General features: G+C 68.8%; 16 protein-coding genes. 10 read left to right on the top strand and 6 right to left on the bottom strand.

Annotated elements, in window-relative coordinates; all coding sequences use genetic code 11:
* Positions 1 to 51: 51 nt before the first annotated feature.
* Positions 52 to 1,680, bottom strand: coding sequence for an acyl-CoA dehydrogenase family protein (locus ACSVDM_RS19665; RefSeq protein ID WP_439266869.1), 1,629 nt, complete (start codon positions 1,678 to 1,680; stop codon positions 52 to 54).
* 17 nt (positions 1,681 to 1,697) lie between these two features.
* On the bottom strand, positions 1,698 to 2,303 hold the full coding sequence (locus ACSVDM_RS19670) for a TetR/AcrR family transcriptional regulator (protein ID WP_439266870.1): 606 nt from the start codon (positions 2,301 to 2,303) through the stop codon (positions 1,698 to 1,700).
* A gap of 64 nt (positions 2,304 to 2,367) precedes the next feature.
* Between ACSVDM_RS19670 and ACSVDM_RS19675 the strand changes: the two genes are divergently transcribed.
* Positions 2,368 to 3,156 (top strand): crotonase/enoyl-CoA hydratase family protein, encoded by a 789-nt coding sequence (locus tag ACSVDM_RS19675; RefSeq protein WP_439266872.1) that lies wholly within the window; start codon positions 2,368 to 2,370, stop codon positions 3,154 to 3,156.
* Positions 3,156 to 4,436: a hypothetical protein gene (locus ACSVDM_RS19680; protein ID WP_439266874.1), complete on the top strand. Its 1,281-nt coding sequence runs from the start codon at positions 3,156 to 3,158 to the stop codon at positions 4,434 to 4,436. The genes ACSVDM_RS19675 and ACSVDM_RS19680 overlap by 1 nt, the downstream gene beginning before the upstream one ends.
* 28 nt (positions 4,437 to 4,464) lie before the next feature.
* Here the strand turns inward: ACSVDM_RS19680 and ACSVDM_RS19685 are convergent, their stop codons facing one another.
* Entirely contained in the window at positions 4,465 to 5,154 is a 690-nt protein-coding gene (locus ACSVDM_RS19685) for a TetR/AcrR family transcriptional regulator (RefSeq protein WP_356985884.1), read from the bottom strand.
* 144 nt (positions 5,155 to 5,298) lie between these two features.
* The gene (locus ACSVDM_RS19690) at positions 5,299 to 5,988 is read right to left on the bottom strand and encodes a pyridoxamine 5'-phosphate oxidase family protein (protein ID WP_439266876.1); all 690 of its coding nucleotides are present in this window, start codon (positions 5,986 to 5,988) and stop codon (positions 5,299 to 5,301) included.
* Positions 5,989 to 6,067: 79 nt separating this feature from the next.
* Here ACSVDM_RS19690 and ACSVDM_RS19695 point away from each other — a divergent pair, with 79 nt between their 5' ends.
* The 3 genes from ACSVDM_RS19695 (at position 6,068) to ACSVDM_RS19705 (ending at position 9,197) form a co-directional block, all read left to right on the top strand.
* Complete coding sequence (locus ACSVDM_RS19695) at positions 6,068 to 7,450, top strand: PLP-dependent aminotransferase family protein (RefSeq protein WP_439266877.1); 1,383 nt, start codon at positions 6,068 to 6,070, stop codon at positions 7,448 to 7,450.
* A 71-nt stretch (positions 7,451 to 7,521) separates the two neighbouring features.
* Positions 7,522 to 7,767, top strand: coding sequence for a DUF2630 family protein (locus ACSVDM_RS19700; RefSeq protein WP_067485911.1), 246 nt, complete (start codon positions 7,522 to 7,524; stop codon positions 7,765 to 7,767).
* Positions 7,764 to 9,197, top strand: a complete 1,434-nt coding sequence (locus tag ACSVDM_RS19705) for a dihydrolipoyl dehydrogenase family protein (RefSeq protein ID WP_439266879.1) — start codon at positions 7,764 to 7,766, stop codon at positions 9,195 to 9,197. The genes ACSVDM_RS19700 and ACSVDM_RS19705 overlap by 4 nt, the downstream gene beginning before the upstream one ends.
* Here ACSVDM_RS19705 and ACSVDM_RS19710 read toward each other — a convergent pair whose 3' ends face one another.
* Together ACSVDM_RS19710 and cobF are read right to left on the bottom strand one after the other, a co-directional pair.
* Entirely contained in the window at positions 9,198 to 10,067 is an 870-nt protein-coding gene (locus tag ACSVDM_RS19710; RefSeq protein ID WP_225278627.1) for an Fpg/Nei family DNA glycosylase, read from the bottom strand.
* A gap of 14 nt (positions 10,068 to 10,081) precedes the next feature.
* The gene (cobF, locus tag ACSVDM_RS19715) at positions 10,082 to 10,822 is read right to left on the bottom strand and encodes a precorrin-6A synthase (deacetylating) (protein WP_357148248.1); all 741 of its coding nucleotides are present in this window, start codon (positions 10,820 to 10,822) and stop codon (positions 10,082 to 10,084) included.
* Between the two features lie 45 nt (positions 10,823 to 10,867).
* Between cobF and ACSVDM_RS19720 the strand changes: the two genes are divergently transcribed.
* The 5 genes from ACSVDM_RS19720 to ACSVDM_RS19740 form a co-directional block, all read left to right on the top strand.
* A complete protein-coding gene (locus ACSVDM_RS19720) occupies positions 10,868 to 11,671 on the top strand; it encodes a thymidylate synthase (RefSeq protein ID WP_439266882.1) in 804 nt (267 codons plus the stop codon).
* Entirely contained in the window at positions 11,668 to 12,159 is a 492-nt protein-coding gene (locus ACSVDM_RS19725) for a dihydrofolate reductase (protein WP_439266884.1), read from the top strand. The genes ACSVDM_RS19720 and ACSVDM_RS19725 overlap by 4 nt, the downstream gene beginning before the upstream one ends.
* Positions 12,160 to 12,266: 107 nt before the next feature.
* Positions 12,267 to 12,593 (top strand): cupin domain-containing protein, encoded by a 327-nt coding sequence (locus ACSVDM_RS19730; RefSeq protein ID WP_067485336.1) that lies wholly within the window; start codon positions 12,267 to 12,269, stop codon positions 12,591 to 12,593.
* A 34-nt stretch (positions 12,594 to 12,627) separates the two neighbouring features.
* Positions 12,628 to 13,677, top strand: a complete 1,050-nt coding sequence (locus ACSVDM_RS19735; RefSeq protein WP_439266886.1) for a Dyp-type peroxidase — start codon at positions 12,628 to 12,630, stop codon at positions 13,675 to 13,677.
* A 14-nt stretch (positions 13,678 to 13,691) separates the two neighbouring features.
* Positions 13,692 to 14,027 (top strand): family 1 encapsulin nanocompartment shell protein (locus ACSVDM_RS19740; RefSeq protein WP_439266888.1); only part of this gene is annotated, 336 nt, incomplete at its 3' end.

The following is a 14,027-nucleotide window of genomic DNA, read 5'->3' on the forward strand; positions in this document are numbered from 1 at the left end:
GCGATCACGGTACCGCCGGCCCGGCCATGCGAAGGATCGGCCGGAGCCGGCTCAGTGCGTATCGACGAACCCTCGCTCGAGAATCGCACCGGTGTCCACACCCACCGGCAAGGTGCCGTAAGCGATACCCCAGTCGCCGCTCAGCCGGGTCGCGCAGAACGCATCGGCGACGGCCGGATGACCGTGGCGAACCAACTGCGCACCCTGCAACACCAGCGCCATCAACTCGACCACCCGGCGCGCCCGGTACTCGATATCGGACAGGTCGGTGAGTTCCTTGCCGACCCGGTCGATGGCGTCGTCGAGCCGCGGGTCCGCGCCACGAGCCAGGCCGACCTCGGCGAAGTAGGCCTCGACGGTCTCCGGCTGACGCCCCATGGCGCGCAGGGCGTCCAGCGCCGCCACATTGCCCGACCCCTCCCAGATCGACATGAGCGGCGCCTCCCGGTACAGGCGCGGCATCCCCGATTCCTCGGCATACCCGTTGCCGCCGAGGCATTCCAGCGCTTCGGCGGCGTGCGCGGGCGCCCGCTTGCACACCCAGTACTTGGTGATGGCCAGCGCGATCCGGCGCAGCGCCGCCTCGGCCGGGTCGCTGCCCGCACGGTCGGTTGCCCCGGCCAGACGCATCATCACGGTGGTCGCCGCGTCGGATTCAACGATCAGGTCGGCCAGCACATTGCGCATGGCGGGCTGGTCGATCAGCTTCGCGCCGAACGCTTCTCGATGCCTGGCGTGATGCACGGCGGTGACCGCACCGACCCGCATGCCGGTGGCCGAGCCGATCACGCAGTCGAGGCGGGTCATATTGACCATCTCGATGATCGTCTTCACCCCGGCACCCTCGGCGCCGACGAGCCACCCGGTGGCGTTCTCGTACTCGATCTCCGAGGAGGCGTTCGACTTGTTGCCGAGCTTGTCCTTGAGCCGCTGGATCCGGATCGGGTTGCGGGTGCCGTCGGGCAGCACGCGCGGCAGCAGGAAGCACGACAACCCGCCCGGCGCCTGCGCGAGGGTGAGGAACATGTCCGACATGGGCGCCGAGGTGAACCACTTGTGCCCGACGATGCGGTACGACCCGTCCGATTGCGGTGTGGCGGTGGTGGTGTTGGCGCGCACGTCCGAGCCGCCCTGCTTCTCGGTCATCGACATGCCCGCGATCAACCCGGCTTTCGTCGAGGGCTCACGCAATCCGAAATCGTAAGTGCGCGAGCCGAGCAGCGGCTCGAAGCGGGCGGCGAGTTCGGGGTTGTGACGCAGCGCGGGCACCACCGCGTAGGTCATCGAGATGGGACACATGTGCCCGGCGTCGGCCACACCCCAGGTGTAGAACTTGGCCGCGCGGGCGGTGTGCGCGCCGGGGCGCTCGTCGAGCCACGGCGAGCCGTGCAGGCCGTGCGTGACCGCCACATTCATCAGGTCGTGCCAGTGCGGATGGAACTCGACCTCGTCGACGCGGTGCCCCCACCGGTCGTGGGTGTGCAGCACCGGCGGGTACTCGTTGGCCAGCCTGCCCCATTCCTGTGCGGCGACACCGCCTGCGAGAGCCCCGAGTTCACGTACCTCGGCCTCGACCCAGCCCGCACCTTCCCGGTGCAGGCCCTCGATGAGCGCGGGATTGCGCGAGGCGTCGAAGGGGACGAGCGGTGGTACCTGATTGAACACGTCATGGGTGATCACGGCGGAACTCCTTAGGGCTACAACGATTCCGGGCGCGCACCGAGCGCGCGAACGGCGAAAGCGACCAGCTCGGGAACGACGGACTCGGCGGGCGGGGCCGTGGCGAGGGGGCCGACGAGCACCTCGCCGATGGCGCCGACGAGCGCGGCGGCCGACAGGTGCGAATCCTGCGGTGGCAGTGCACCTTCAGCGATACCGTGCGTGATGGCCGCTTCGAACGAGGCGGTGAAGGCGCGGCGGAATTCCAGGCGTTGCACGTCGACGGCGGCGTCGACGGGTTCGGCCAGCAATACGTAGGCGAGTCGCGGATTCTTGAGCGCCCGCCCGGCGAAGGTCTCCACGGCCGCGCTGACCCGCTGCAGCACGTCGCCCTCGGCGACCGCCGCGCGCACCGCGGCGACCTCGCGGGCCACGACCTTCTCGAACACGGCCGACACCAGCGCGGCCTTGTTCTCGAACTGCTTGTACACCGTGCCGGTGGCGATACCCGCCTCGGCGGCCACCGCGGCCATCGACAAGCCGGCGAACCCGTCGCGCGAGAGCACAGCCGTCGCACCCTGCACGATCAGCGCACGTTGCGCGTCGAGCCGGGCCTGCACGGCCGGCGTCCTCCGGTACACCATACGAAGAAGTGAACCACTGATTCACCTCTTCACACAAGGGTGGGTTTCGTCGTATGGTCGAGCTATGAGCTCAGGTCCCGCGTCCGATTCGGTGCGTGTCGAGAAGGCGGGGCCGGTCACCACGGTGATCCTGAACCGTCCCCACGCCCGCAACGCCGTCGACGGGCCGACGGCCCGCGCCCTGGCCGAGGCTTTCCGCGCGTTCGACGCCGACCCGACCGCCTCGGTGGCGGTGCTGTGGGGCGAGCACGGCACGTTCTGCGCCGGCGCCGATCTGAAATCGCTCGGCACCGACCGCAGCAACCAGGCGACGCCCGACGGTGACGGACCGATGGGTCCCACCAGGATGCGGCTGTCCAAACCGGTGATCGCCGCGGTGTCCGGGCACGCGGTAGCCGGTGGGCTCGAGCTGGCACTGTGGTGCGACCTGCGGGTGGCCGAACAGGACGCCGTGTTCGGCGTGTTCTGTCGCCGCTGGGGTGTGCCGCTCATCGACGGCGGCACGGTACGTCTGCCGCGCATCGTCGGCGAGGGGCGGGCGCTGGACATGATTCTCACCGGTCGGCCGGTGAGCGCACCCGAAGCGTTGCAGATGGGACTGGTCACCCGTGTGGTTCCCACCGGGGATGCGCGCCGGGTGGCCGAGGAGTTGGCCGGGCAACTCGCGGCGCTCCCGCAGACCTGTCTGCGTTCCGACCGCGAATCCGTGTACGACCAGGTCGGTTATTCCGAGGACGAGGCGCTGCGCATCGAATTCGCGCACGGCGTCAAGGCTCTCGCCGATGGAGCGCTGGAGGGTGCGGCCCGCTTCGCCGCGGGCGCGGGCAGGCACGGCGCCGCCTCCACGTCGTAATGGACCGCCTGACCGTCGTCGACGAGATCTTCCTGCGTACCCATCGGGGAATGGGCACGCCGATCGCCCTGCAGGGACTGTGGCGAACGCCGGACGCGATGGATCCGGCTCTGCTGCGACAGATCCACCACGACCTGAGTCATGGTCCGCTGGGCCGCAGAGTCGTCCGCGCCCGCGTCCCCGGCGCCCGCCGCGCCTGGCGGCCCACCGTCCGAACCCACCCGCTCGACTACCACGCGGCCGACGCCCACCGTGCTCCCCTGCGTGCGGAGGAAATCCTGCCGTGGGCCGATACGCTCGGCGCCGACCTCGATCCCGAGTACTTCCCCGGTTGGCGGCTGTCGGCGGCACCTCTGGCAGACGGCGGAACCGTTGTCGCCCTGACCTGTTCGCACGCCCTTGCCGACGCACGCGGACTGATCCACGCCGTCGCGCTGGCCTTGCGATCGCTGAACGGCGCACCTACAGAACATGCGTCGACTGCGGTCACCTCCACCGCACGACACCAGTGCCGCGAACGGTCCGCGGACGAGGCCCGTTCGGACTGGACCGATGCTCGGACGCAGTGGGCAACGGTGCTCGGCGGGACCGCGCGCGCACTGCGCAACGGTGTTCCCCGACCGCCCGAGGCCATCGCTTCCACGGCGTCTCCAGGTCGCACCGTCCGCAGCTCTCTGCTGGCTTTCGATGCCGCACAATGGGATTCCGTCGCGGCGGGAACCAGTGGTACGCCGAACAGTCTGTTCATCTACCTGGTCGCGAACATGCTGTGGGAGAACGGCTTCGGTGACGACACCATCACCGCGAGCCTGCCGGTGGACACCCGCGACGAACCACGCGTGGACAACGATCTCGCCGTGACCGAGATCCGGATCGATCGCGCCGACACCCCGGAGACGATTCGCGTCAAAGCCCGCGACGCCTATCTACGCCGCATGTCGGCACCTGCCGGGTTGCCCGAGGAAATCCTGCAAGTACTCCCCGATCGCTTGGCGTACAAGCTCAGCAAAGGTGCTGGTGAGCGCGACATCCTGTGCTCCAATATCGGCACAATGCCCGACGCCCTGCGCACCGTCGGCCCGCACGAATGCACCCGCGTGGCCGCCCGCGCGATCCATCCGGGCATCACGGATTTTCCACGTACTCGCCTCTCCGGTTACCTCTCCCGTCTGGCCGACACCTACACCCTGGCGCTCGTCAGCTTGGACACATGCGAATCACTCACCGCTGCAGCGGATCTCGTGCTGTCGAAGGCCGGGTTGTCCGCCGAGCCCTGGTGAGATCGCATGGCCTCCGGGTCGCAGCAACTCAATTCGCCGTCATACCCACGAGCAGAACCCTCAGCCCCCAGACGAATTGGTCGACGGAGGTCCACGCCGCGATCTCGTCCACATGCGCGGCGGTACGCGTCCAGCGATCCACATCCAGGTCCCTGAGCTGCTCGCGCCGCCGCGCGATCCGCTCCGAATCAGCAGGCAGCGGCGGTCTTCCGTCGGTCTCCGCGATATCGAGCGCCGTCGAACCGAGGACATAGACGAGCACCGCGTACACCCCGTGCGCCCGCATCTGCGTATGCAGACCACCGCGCGCGAAGCAGGCGAACAACGCCTCCTCGATATCGCGTGCGGCGGGCCCGTCCGCCGCCGGACCGTCGTGCGGACCCGACATCATCAGCACCGCGACCGCCGGATGCTCCCACAGCCGCGACCGCATACTCAGCGCCAACTGGATCACCGCCGAGACCCACTCGACGCCCCGGTCGTAGAGCGGCCCGAGCCGCACGTTCGAGAGCACGCGTTCGATGGCGGCCCGTTCCAGTCCGCTCCGATCGCAAGCCAGCGCGGCCGGGTCGACGCCGAGTCGCTCCGCAACCGCCTCGACCGTGAGCGCACCCGCCCCGCCCTCGTCGAGCACTGCCAGGGCCGCGTCCACCACCCGATCCTCGGTGCACGACAACTGTTCGGGCGGCTCGCCCCCGCTGAGCGGACTCGACGGCATAAGCGGGACTGTACCGAGCGCGCACCCGCCCACCGAGGTGCCACGACGAGCGAATCGCGCGACTCCATCGCCGCACTACGCGACTGATCGAATCACCCAGCCCGACGACCATCCGCAGCAGTCTGCGGAACGTCGACCCCTTCCCTACCGCAGCGCGACCGGCATCGCCGAATCCACCCGCCCCACCACCTCGGCGGGGACCTCGATCCCCGGTTCGAGGTCCGCCGACGGCACCGGCACACCCCACACCTGCCGCAGTGGGAGCTCCCCGGCCCACACCCCGCCTGCGGCGATGTCGTCCTCGTCGTCCTTCGGCCCGCCGGTCCGGACTTTCACCGACGCCTCGGTGAGGTCGAGGGCCAGCACCATCGTGGCCGCCATCTCCTTGCGGCTGGGCGGGCGGACACGGTCCCAGGATCCGGGCGCCGCGTGCTCGACGATCACCCGTAGCGCTTCCAGCCGTTCGTCCTCGTCGGTAACGAGTTCGGCCCGCCCGCGCACCACCGCCGACCGGTAGTTCATCGAGAAGTGCATGGCGGAGCGGGCATAGATCAGGCCGTCGACATGAGTCACCGCGATGCTGATGTCGGTGCCGATGGCGGCGCGCATATTGCCCGCACCGGTGGAACCGTGCAGGTAGATCGTGTCGCCCGCCCGGCCGTACACGGTCGGCAGCACCACCGGCGAACCACCGAGCACGACTCCGAGGTGGCAGATCAGTCCCGCGTCGAGCACCGCGTCCAGTTCGGCCCGGTCGCTGCGGGCGCGTTCCTTGGATCTGGTCACCGTGGTGCGCGGGGTCGGGGACAGCGGCGTTCTGGTGTGCGTGCTCATAAGATGAGCATCGCCGCACGATTGGCCTTCGCACAGGTCCAATTCGACGCAGGAACGACAGTCCAATCAGAGGTGGGCGATGCTCGACGACTTCCCGATCCCGCTCGACCGCTCCGCCGCCGAACCCCTGTCGGTACAGGTGGCCGATGCCCTGCGCACCGCCGCGACCACCCGCGTCCTACGCGTCGGCGACCGGCTACCGCCCTCGCGCACCCTCGCACAACGGCTGGGAGTGAGCCGGGCCGTGATCGCCGCCGCCTACGACCAATTGCACGCCGAGGGCTGGCTCACCGGTCGACGCGGGTCCGGCACCTACCTGAGCACCGCCCCCGCGACAGCACCGCCGAGCACCGTCGCGATGAAGGGCATCGCGGACGCACCGACCCTGCTCGACCTCGCCGCAGGCGCACCGTGCATCGAGGCCCTCGACCGCGCGGCCTGGCGCCGCGCGTGGCGCTCGGCCGGTGACCGCGCACCCGAGGCTCGCAAGGATCGAGCGGGTGAGCCCGGCTATCGCGATGCCGTCGCCGAGCATCTGCTCCGGCATCGCGGACTGGCCGCGGGCGCGTCGTCGGTGGTACTGGCGACCGCGGGCACGAGCACCGCCGTCGGCGAACTCGCCGCGGCCCTGCTCCGTCCCGGCGACACCGTGGCCATCGAAGACCCCGGCTATCTGCGCGCGGTCGGCGCGTTCCAGGCCGCGGAGGCGACGGTGCTCCCGGTGCCCGTCGACGCGCACGGACTGTGTGTCGACCGCATTCCGCCGGGTGTTCGCGCCGTGTATTGCACACCGGCACATCAGTTTCCGATGGGTGCGCGGATGCCTGCCCGGCGCCGGGTGGAACTGGTCGAATTCGCCCGCAGCACCGGCGCTCTGGTCATCGAGGACGACTACGACGGCGAATTGCGCTACGACACCGCGCCCTTGCCCCTGCTCGCGGCGATGGCCCCGGACGTGGTGGTCCACCTCGGCACCACGAGCAAGATCATCGCCCCCACCCTCGGTGTCGGCTGGCTCGTCGCTCGTCCCGACATCACCGCGGCCGTCCTCGCGCACCGCGCCCGCATCGGCAGTTCACCAAGCCCGGCCGGCCAACTGGTGCTGGCCGAATTCGCCCGCAACGGCGACCTCGCCCGGCATCTGCGTCGCCTGCGCCGGGTGGTCCCGCCACGGCGCGCTCTGCTCGTCGGTGAGCTCGCCGACCGGGGCCTGCCGGTCCTCGGTGACGATGCCGGGTCGCATGTGGTCGTCGAACTGCCCGACGCCGCCGCCGAGGCCGCCGCGGTCGATGCCGCCCGAAGCCGCGGAGTCCTGCTCGACGGGCTGGCCCGCCACCACCTCGCCACGCCGCACAGGTTCGGTGTCGCCCTCGGCTACACGGCCCTGACCAGCACCGAATTGGCCCGGGCCGTCCCGATCGCGGCCGACTGTCTCGCCGCCCATGTCACCCGGCGGTCGTAGCATGGACCACGACCCCGCGTGGGTCGCGGTTCGCCCGGCACTACCCCTCCGAGAATCGAAGTGGTGAGCACATGACCGATCAGGACATCCTGGCCAAGATCAAGCAGCTGGTCGACGAAGAACACGAACTGCGGTCCAAGGCGACGGCGGGCGAGATCGACCCGGTCAGCGAGCGCAAGCAGCTCGCCCAGCTGGAAGTGATGCTCGACCAGGCCTGGGATCTGCTGCGCCAGCGCCGCGCCCGCGCAGGCGCCGACGCCTCTCCCGAAGACACGCAGATGCGCTCGCCCCGTGAGGTCGAGGGCTACTTGCAGTGACCGACGAGTACGACGTCATCGTGATCGGTGGCGGCCCGGCGGGCGAGAACGCCGCCGCGTACGCCATCGCGGGCAGCGACCGCACCGCCGCGCTCGTGGAGCGGGAACTGTTCGGCGGCGAATGCAGCTACTGGGCGTGCATTCCCAGCAAGACACTGCTGCGCACTGGTGCCGTGCTCGATCTCGCCGCCGGGTTGCCCGGGCTGACGGCCAGCGGCCCCGAGGTGGCCGATGTGCTCGCCCGCCGCGACACCTTCGTCCACCATCGCGACGACACCTCCCAGGTCGACTGGGCGAAATCGGCGCGCATCGACCCGGTCCGCGGTGCGGCCAGGCTCGCCGGGGAGCGGCGGGTCGAAGTGCACACCGACGCGGGGGTGCGGGAACTGCGCGCCAGGCACGCCGTCGTGATCGCGACCGGAACAACAGCCGCGATTCCCGACACCCCCGGACTGCGCGATGCCCTGCCCTGGACCTCGCGCGACGCCACCAATCTGACGGTCGTACCGCGCCGGGTCGCGATCATCGGCGGCGGTGTCGTCGCGTGCGAGGCGGCGACCTGGCTGATCGAGCTCGGCGCGGCCGAGGTAACCATGCTGGTGCGCGGTGACCGGCTGCTGCCACGGGTCGAGCCCTTCGCCGCCGATCTGGTGCTGCGAGGTCTGCGCGACAAGGGCGTCGAGGTTCGCTTGAACACCGAGGCGCTGATGGTGTCGCGCCGCGACCCCGCCGACACCGGGGTCGGCCGCATCCACGGCGGCCCGGTCACCTTGGTGCTCGACAACGGTGAGCTGGAGGCCGACGAGCTGGTCGTCGCGGCCGGTCGCGCACCCGCGACCGACGACCTCGGCCTGGGCACCGTCGGCCTGTCGGCAGGCTATCTCGACGTCGACGATCACCTGACTGTCCGCGATGTTCCCGGTGAATGGCTGTACGCGGTGGGCGATGTGAACCACCGTGCGGCACTGACACATATGGGCAAATACCAGGCCCGCGTGTGCGGGGATGTCATCGCCGCTCGCGCACAGGGATCGCCGCTGGACAAGAGCCGCTACACCGCGAGCGCCGACCACGAGCAGATTCCCCAAGTCGTCTACACCGCACCGGAACTCGCCGCCATCGGCCTGACCGAGCAGCAAGCCCGCAAGGCCGGGTACGCGGTCGACACCGTCGAAATGGATATCTCGGTAGCCGGTTCCGCCTTGTCGCGCGACGATTTCCACGGCCGCGCGAAGATCGTCGTCGACACCGCCGAAAACCGCCTTCTGGGCGCCACTTTCGTCGGGCCCGACATGGGCGAGCAATTGCACGCCGCCACCATCGCGGTGGTCGGTCGGGTACCCCTGGACACCCTGTGGCACGCGGTACCCGCGTTTCCCGCGGTCAGCGAATTCTGGTTACGGCTGCTGGAAACCTGGCGGGACCGCTGACTACTTGAGCAACCGCGACATCCGCCGGTCGGCGAGCACCTTGCCGCCGGTCTGACAGGTCGGGCAGTACTGAAAAGAGCGCTCCGCGTAGGACACCTCGCGCACCGTGTCGCCACACACCGGACACGGTTGCCCCGTCCTGGCGTGCACCCGCATGCCGGATCGCTTCTCCCCCTTCAACCGGGCCGCGTCCTGCCCGGTCGAACGGTCGACGGCATCGAGCAATACCGAACGCATCGCCGCGTACAACTGCGAAACAGTTTCGGCTGGCATCGTTTTCGTATTCGCGAACGGTGAAATGCGTGCGGTGTGCAGTATCTCGTCGGAATAGGCATTGCCGATACCGGCCAGCAGGGTCTGATCAACCAGTGCGGTCTTGATGCGCTGCGATGTGCCCCGGAGCAGGGCCGCGAATTCGTCCTCGGTCACCGCGAGCGCGTCGGGACCGAGCCGGGCGATGCCGGGAACCGACTGCGGATCCTCCACTATGTACACCGCGAGGCGTTTCTTGGTTCCCGCCTCGGTGAGGTCGATGGCGGGTGTCGCGCCTTCGGGAGTGAAGAAATGCACGCGCAGGGCGAGCGGGCTCTTACCGCCGGGCTTGGGCGGCAACGGATTCGGTTCGTCGACCCACCGCAACCAGCCGCCACGTGACAGGTGGGTGATCAACCACAGCCCACCACAATCCATTCCGAGAAACTTGCCCCATCGGCCCGCACCGGTCACGTCCCGGCCGGACAGCGCGGTCACCGGCGGATCGAATGTCTTCACCGCACTCAGCGCGGCCACGTCGACGCGACCCACCACCGCACCGACCGCATGATCCCGGAGGAACTGCGCCAACGCCTCTACCTCGGGTAACTCGGGCACAAGCGTCAGTCTAGCTATTCGGAACGCAACAGGTAGACGTCCATGATCCAGCCCTTTTCGGCGCGCGCTCGCGCACGACGTTCGAGAATGGATTTCTCCACCTCGCGCAGATTGCCTTCGATCAATATCTCGTCGGGCATACCGAGATAGGCGCCCCACCAGATGTGGATATCGTCGCCGGGCACCTCGGTGAACGAGCATTCGCCGTCGAGCATCACCACCGTCGAACCCGGGCCGAGGCCTTCTTCGCGCAGTTTGCGCCCGGTGGTGATGTGCACGGGTTCACCGATGCGATGCAGCACCACCCGGTGGGCGGCGGCCAGTGCCGCGACGCTGGTGACGCCGGGGATCACCTCGTAATCGAACCGAACCCGCCCACGGTCGAGCACCCGCTCCACCATGCGCAGGGTGCTGTCGTAGAGGGCCGGATCGCCCCAGACGAGGATCGCGCCGTCGCCGTCCACCTGCTCGAAGGCCTCTTCCAGCAGCACCGCGCGCCGTTCGTGCCAGTCCTGCACCACACCGGTGTAGTCGGCGGGCGCGCGGTCGCGTGGCGGGTCGGCGATCTCGAGCACCCGGTGCGGGCCGTCGACGTACTCGCGCAGGATCGCGGTGCGCACGTCGACGAGTTCCTGCTTTTCGGCGCCCTTGCCGATCACGAAGAACGCCTCGGCCCGCCGCATGGCCTTGACTGCCTGCATCGTCACCTGGTCGGGGTCGCCGGCACCGATACCGATCACGTAGAGCTTGCGCATACGCGCAGAGCTTGCCAGGTGCGCACAGCAGTAGAATCGGCAGGCGTGGCCACCCCTGATACGCAGTACGAAGATCTGCTCCGGCGCGTGCTCGAACACGGCACGCCGAAAGCCGATCGGACCGGCACCGGCACCCGAAGCATCTTCGGCCATCAACTGCGCTACGACCTGGCCGAGGCGTTTCCGCTGATCACCACCAAGCGGGTGCACCTGAAGTCCATCGTCTACGAGTTGCTGTGGTTCCTGCGAGGCGATTCCAACGTGTCGTGGCTGCGCGAGCACGGCGTCACCATCTGGGACGAATGGGCGGACGCGGACGGCGAGCTCGGCCCGGTGTACGGCGTGCAGTGGCGTTCCTGGCCGACTCCCGACGGCACCCACATCGACCAGATCGCCCAGGTGCTGCACACCTTGCGCACCGACCCGGATTCGCGCCGGATGATCGTGTCGGCGTGGAACGTGGCCGACCTGGACAAGATGGCGCTCGCCCCCTGCCACGCCTTCTTCCAGTTCTATGTCGCCGACGGCAAGCTGTCGTGCCAGCTGTACCAGCGCAGCGCCGACCTGTTCCTCGGTGTGCCGTTCAATATCGCCAGCTACGCGCTGCTCACCCTGATGGTCGCCCAGCAGACCGAGCTGGAGCCGGGCGAGTTCATCTGGACCGGTGGCGACGTGCACATCTACGACAACCACGTCGACCAGGTGCGTGAACAGCTCACCCGTGAGCCCTACCCCTTCCCCACCCTGCACCTGCGCCCGGCCACCAGCCTGTTCGACTACGCCTACGACGACATCGAACTGTCCGGGTACCGGCACCACCCGGCCATCAAGGCGCCGGTGGCGGTGTGAGCGACCGCATGATCGGCCTGATCTGGGCGCAGGCCAACGACGGTGTGATCGGCGTCGACAACACCATCCCGTGGCGGCTGCCCGAGGACATGGTCAATTTCCGGGAGACGACCACCGGCCACCCGGTGATCATGGGCAGGCGCACCTGGGACTCCCTGCCCGCCGCCTTCCGGCCGCTGGCCGGTCGACGCAATATCGTCGTCACCCGCCAGTCCGACTGGGCCGCCGAGGGCGCCGAACGCGCCGCCTCGCTGCCCGACGCGCTGGCCATGACCGGCACCGCCGACACCTGGATCGCGGGTGGTGGCGAGATCTACCGCCAGGCGCTGCCGCTGGCGACCACGCTGCTGGTCACCGAGGTCGACACCACGGTGGCAGGCGATGCCTTCGCCCCGGTCATCGGCGCGGAATGGCACGCACCGGATACCCCGTGGCGTACCGCCGAAAACGGCCTGCGCTACCGCATTCGGCACTACGTCCGGCAGTGACAACACGTCGCTAACGGTCGCGGCAAAACGCCCGAGCGCGGGTGTGATGTCGGGCATACTCCCAGGCGAAGACCTGCCCGCGAGAAGCCTGCGAAAGGCGCGTTCCCATGGACAAGAAATCGCTGACCGCGGTGGCCCGTCAACAGTTGAAGCTGGCGGCCACCTCGACGAGTGGTCGGAGTTCGCAAACCCTCATCGGCGGCCACACCCACGCCCTGCGCCAGACCGTCGTCGCGCTGGCCGAAGGGCAGAGCCTGGCCGAACACGACAATGCCGGCGACGCGACGATCCAGGTCCTCACCGGCACGCTCGTACTGATCGCGGGCACCGACGAGTGGAAGGGCTCGGCAGGCGATCTGATCGTGGTTCCGCGCGCCCGCCACAGCGTCAAAGCCATCGACGACGTGACCTTCCTGCTCACCGTCGCCAAATAAGTACCTGTCGGTACGGCGTCGTACTCTGGACGCCATGGGTGAGCCACAACCGATTCTCGATCCACTGTCGCCTGCCGCGCTCTTCCTCGTCTTCACCATCGACGAGGGCGGTGAATCGGTGGTGCGCGATGTGCTCGCCGATATCAACGGTTTACGGCGATCGGTCGGATTCCGGGTGCCCGGCGAGGGCCTGAGTTGCATCACCTCGATCGGTTCCGCCGCGTGGGACCGCCTGTTCGCCGGGCCCAAACCGGCTGAGCTGCACGAGTTCCCGGGATACAACGGTCCGGTGCACAGCGCGCCCGCCACCCCCGGCGACCTGCTTTTCCACATCCGCGCCGAAACCCAGGGCCCGTGCTTCGAATTGGGCATGGTGATCGCCGAACGGCTGCGTGGCGCGGCGACGGTCGTCGACGAGGTGGTCGGGTTCCGCTACTTCGAACAGCGCGACCTGCTCGGCTTCGTCGACGGCACGGAGAACCCCGAGGGTGGTGCCGCGGCCGCCGCTGCCCTGATCGGTGCCGAGGACCCCGAATTCACCGGGGGCAGTTACGTGATCGTGCAGAAGTACACCCACCCGCTCGACCAGTGGAACGCCCTGTCGATCGAGGAGCAGGAGCGGGTGATCGGGCGCACCAAGCTCGGCGACTACGAATTGCCCGACGATGTGAAGCCCGCCGATTCGCATGTGGCGGTGAACACCATCGTCGACGAGGACGGCACCGAACGTCAGATCGTCCGCGCCAACATGCCTTTCGGCTCGGTCGCCGACGGCGAGTTCGGCACCTACTACGTCGCTTACGCCGCCACCCCGAGCGTCACCGAGCGGATGCTCGAGCGCATGTTCCTCGGCACCGAGGAAGCCGCCTACGACCGCATCCTCGACTTCTCCGTCGCGGTGACCGGCACCCTGTTCTTCACCCCGACCGTCGATTTCCTCGACGATCTGCCCGACGCGCCCGCGAACATCGCCGACGAGGCGGAATCCGGACCCTTGCCCGAGATAATTCCGGTGGAACGGGCAAATACCTCCGCAGCGGGTTCCGACGGCGCCCTCGCCATCGGCTCGATGAAAACTCGATGAGAAGGAGTATCCGAATGAACAACCTGCATCGCGAACTCGCGCCGATCACCGACGAGGCCTGGGCCGAGATCGAGGAGGAGGCCACCCGCACGTTCAAGCGCAATATCGCCGGACGCCGGGTCGTCGACGTCTCGGGCCCGCACGGCGTCGGCTACTCGGCGCTCAACCGCGGCAGGCTCACCCCGATCGACTCCCCCGACGACGGTGTGCAGGCACACCAGCGCGTGGTGCAGCCGCTCGTGGAACTCCGGGTGCCCTTCACGTTGCAGCGCGCCGAACTCGACGACATCGAACGCGGCGCCCCCGACGCCGACCTCGACAACCTCAAAGACGCCGCCCAGAAGATCGCC

Origin of the sequence: Nocardia sp. JW2 (genome assembly GCF_051843015.1) — a bacterium.
Taxonomy (GTDB): domain Bacteria; phylum Actinomycetota; class Actinomycetes; order Mycobacteriales; family Mycobacteriaceae; genus Nocardia; species Nocardia coubleae.

Coding starts and splice junctions, on each gene's coding strand:
- ACSVDM_RS19695 (WP_439266877.1), top strand. CDS start 6,068: ATGCTCGACGACTTCCCGATCCCGCTCGACCGCTCCGCCGCCGAACCC.
- ACSVDM_RS19690 (WP_439266876.1), bottom strand. CDS start 5,988: ATGAGCACGCACACCAGAACGCCGCTGTCCCCGACCCCGCGCACCACG.
- ACSVDM_RS19685 (WP_356985884.1), bottom strand. CDS start 5,154: ATGCCGTCGAGTCCGCTCAGCGGGGGCGAGCCGCCCGAACAGTTGTCG.
- ACSVDM_RS19730 (WP_067485336.1), top strand. CDS start 12,267: ATGGACAAGAAATCGCTGACCGCGGTGGCCCGTCAACAGTTGAAGCTG.
- cobF (WP_357148248.1), bottom strand. CDS start 10,822: ATGCGCAAGCTCTACGTGATCGGTATCGGTGCCGGCGACCCCGACCAG.
- ACSVDM_RS19670 (WP_439266870.1), bottom strand. CDS start 2,303: ATGGTGTACCGGAGGACGCCGGCCGTGCAGGCCCGGCTCGACGCGCAA.
- ACSVDM_RS19735 (WP_439266886.1), top strand. CDS start 12,628: ATGGGTGAGCCACAACCGATTCTCGATCCACTGTCGCCTGCCGCGCTC.
- ACSVDM_RS19680 (WP_439266874.1), top strand. CDS start 3,156: ATGGACCGCCTGACCGTCGTCGACGAGATCTTCCTGCGTACCCATCGG.
- ACSVDM_RS19675 (WP_439266872.1), top strand. CDS start 2,368: ATGAGCTCAGGTCCCGCGTCCGATTCGGTGCGTGTCGAGAAGGCGGGG.
- ACSVDM_RS19700 (WP_067485911.1), top strand. CDS start 7,522: ATGACCGATCAGGACATCCTGGCCAAGATCAAGCAGCTGGTCGACGAA.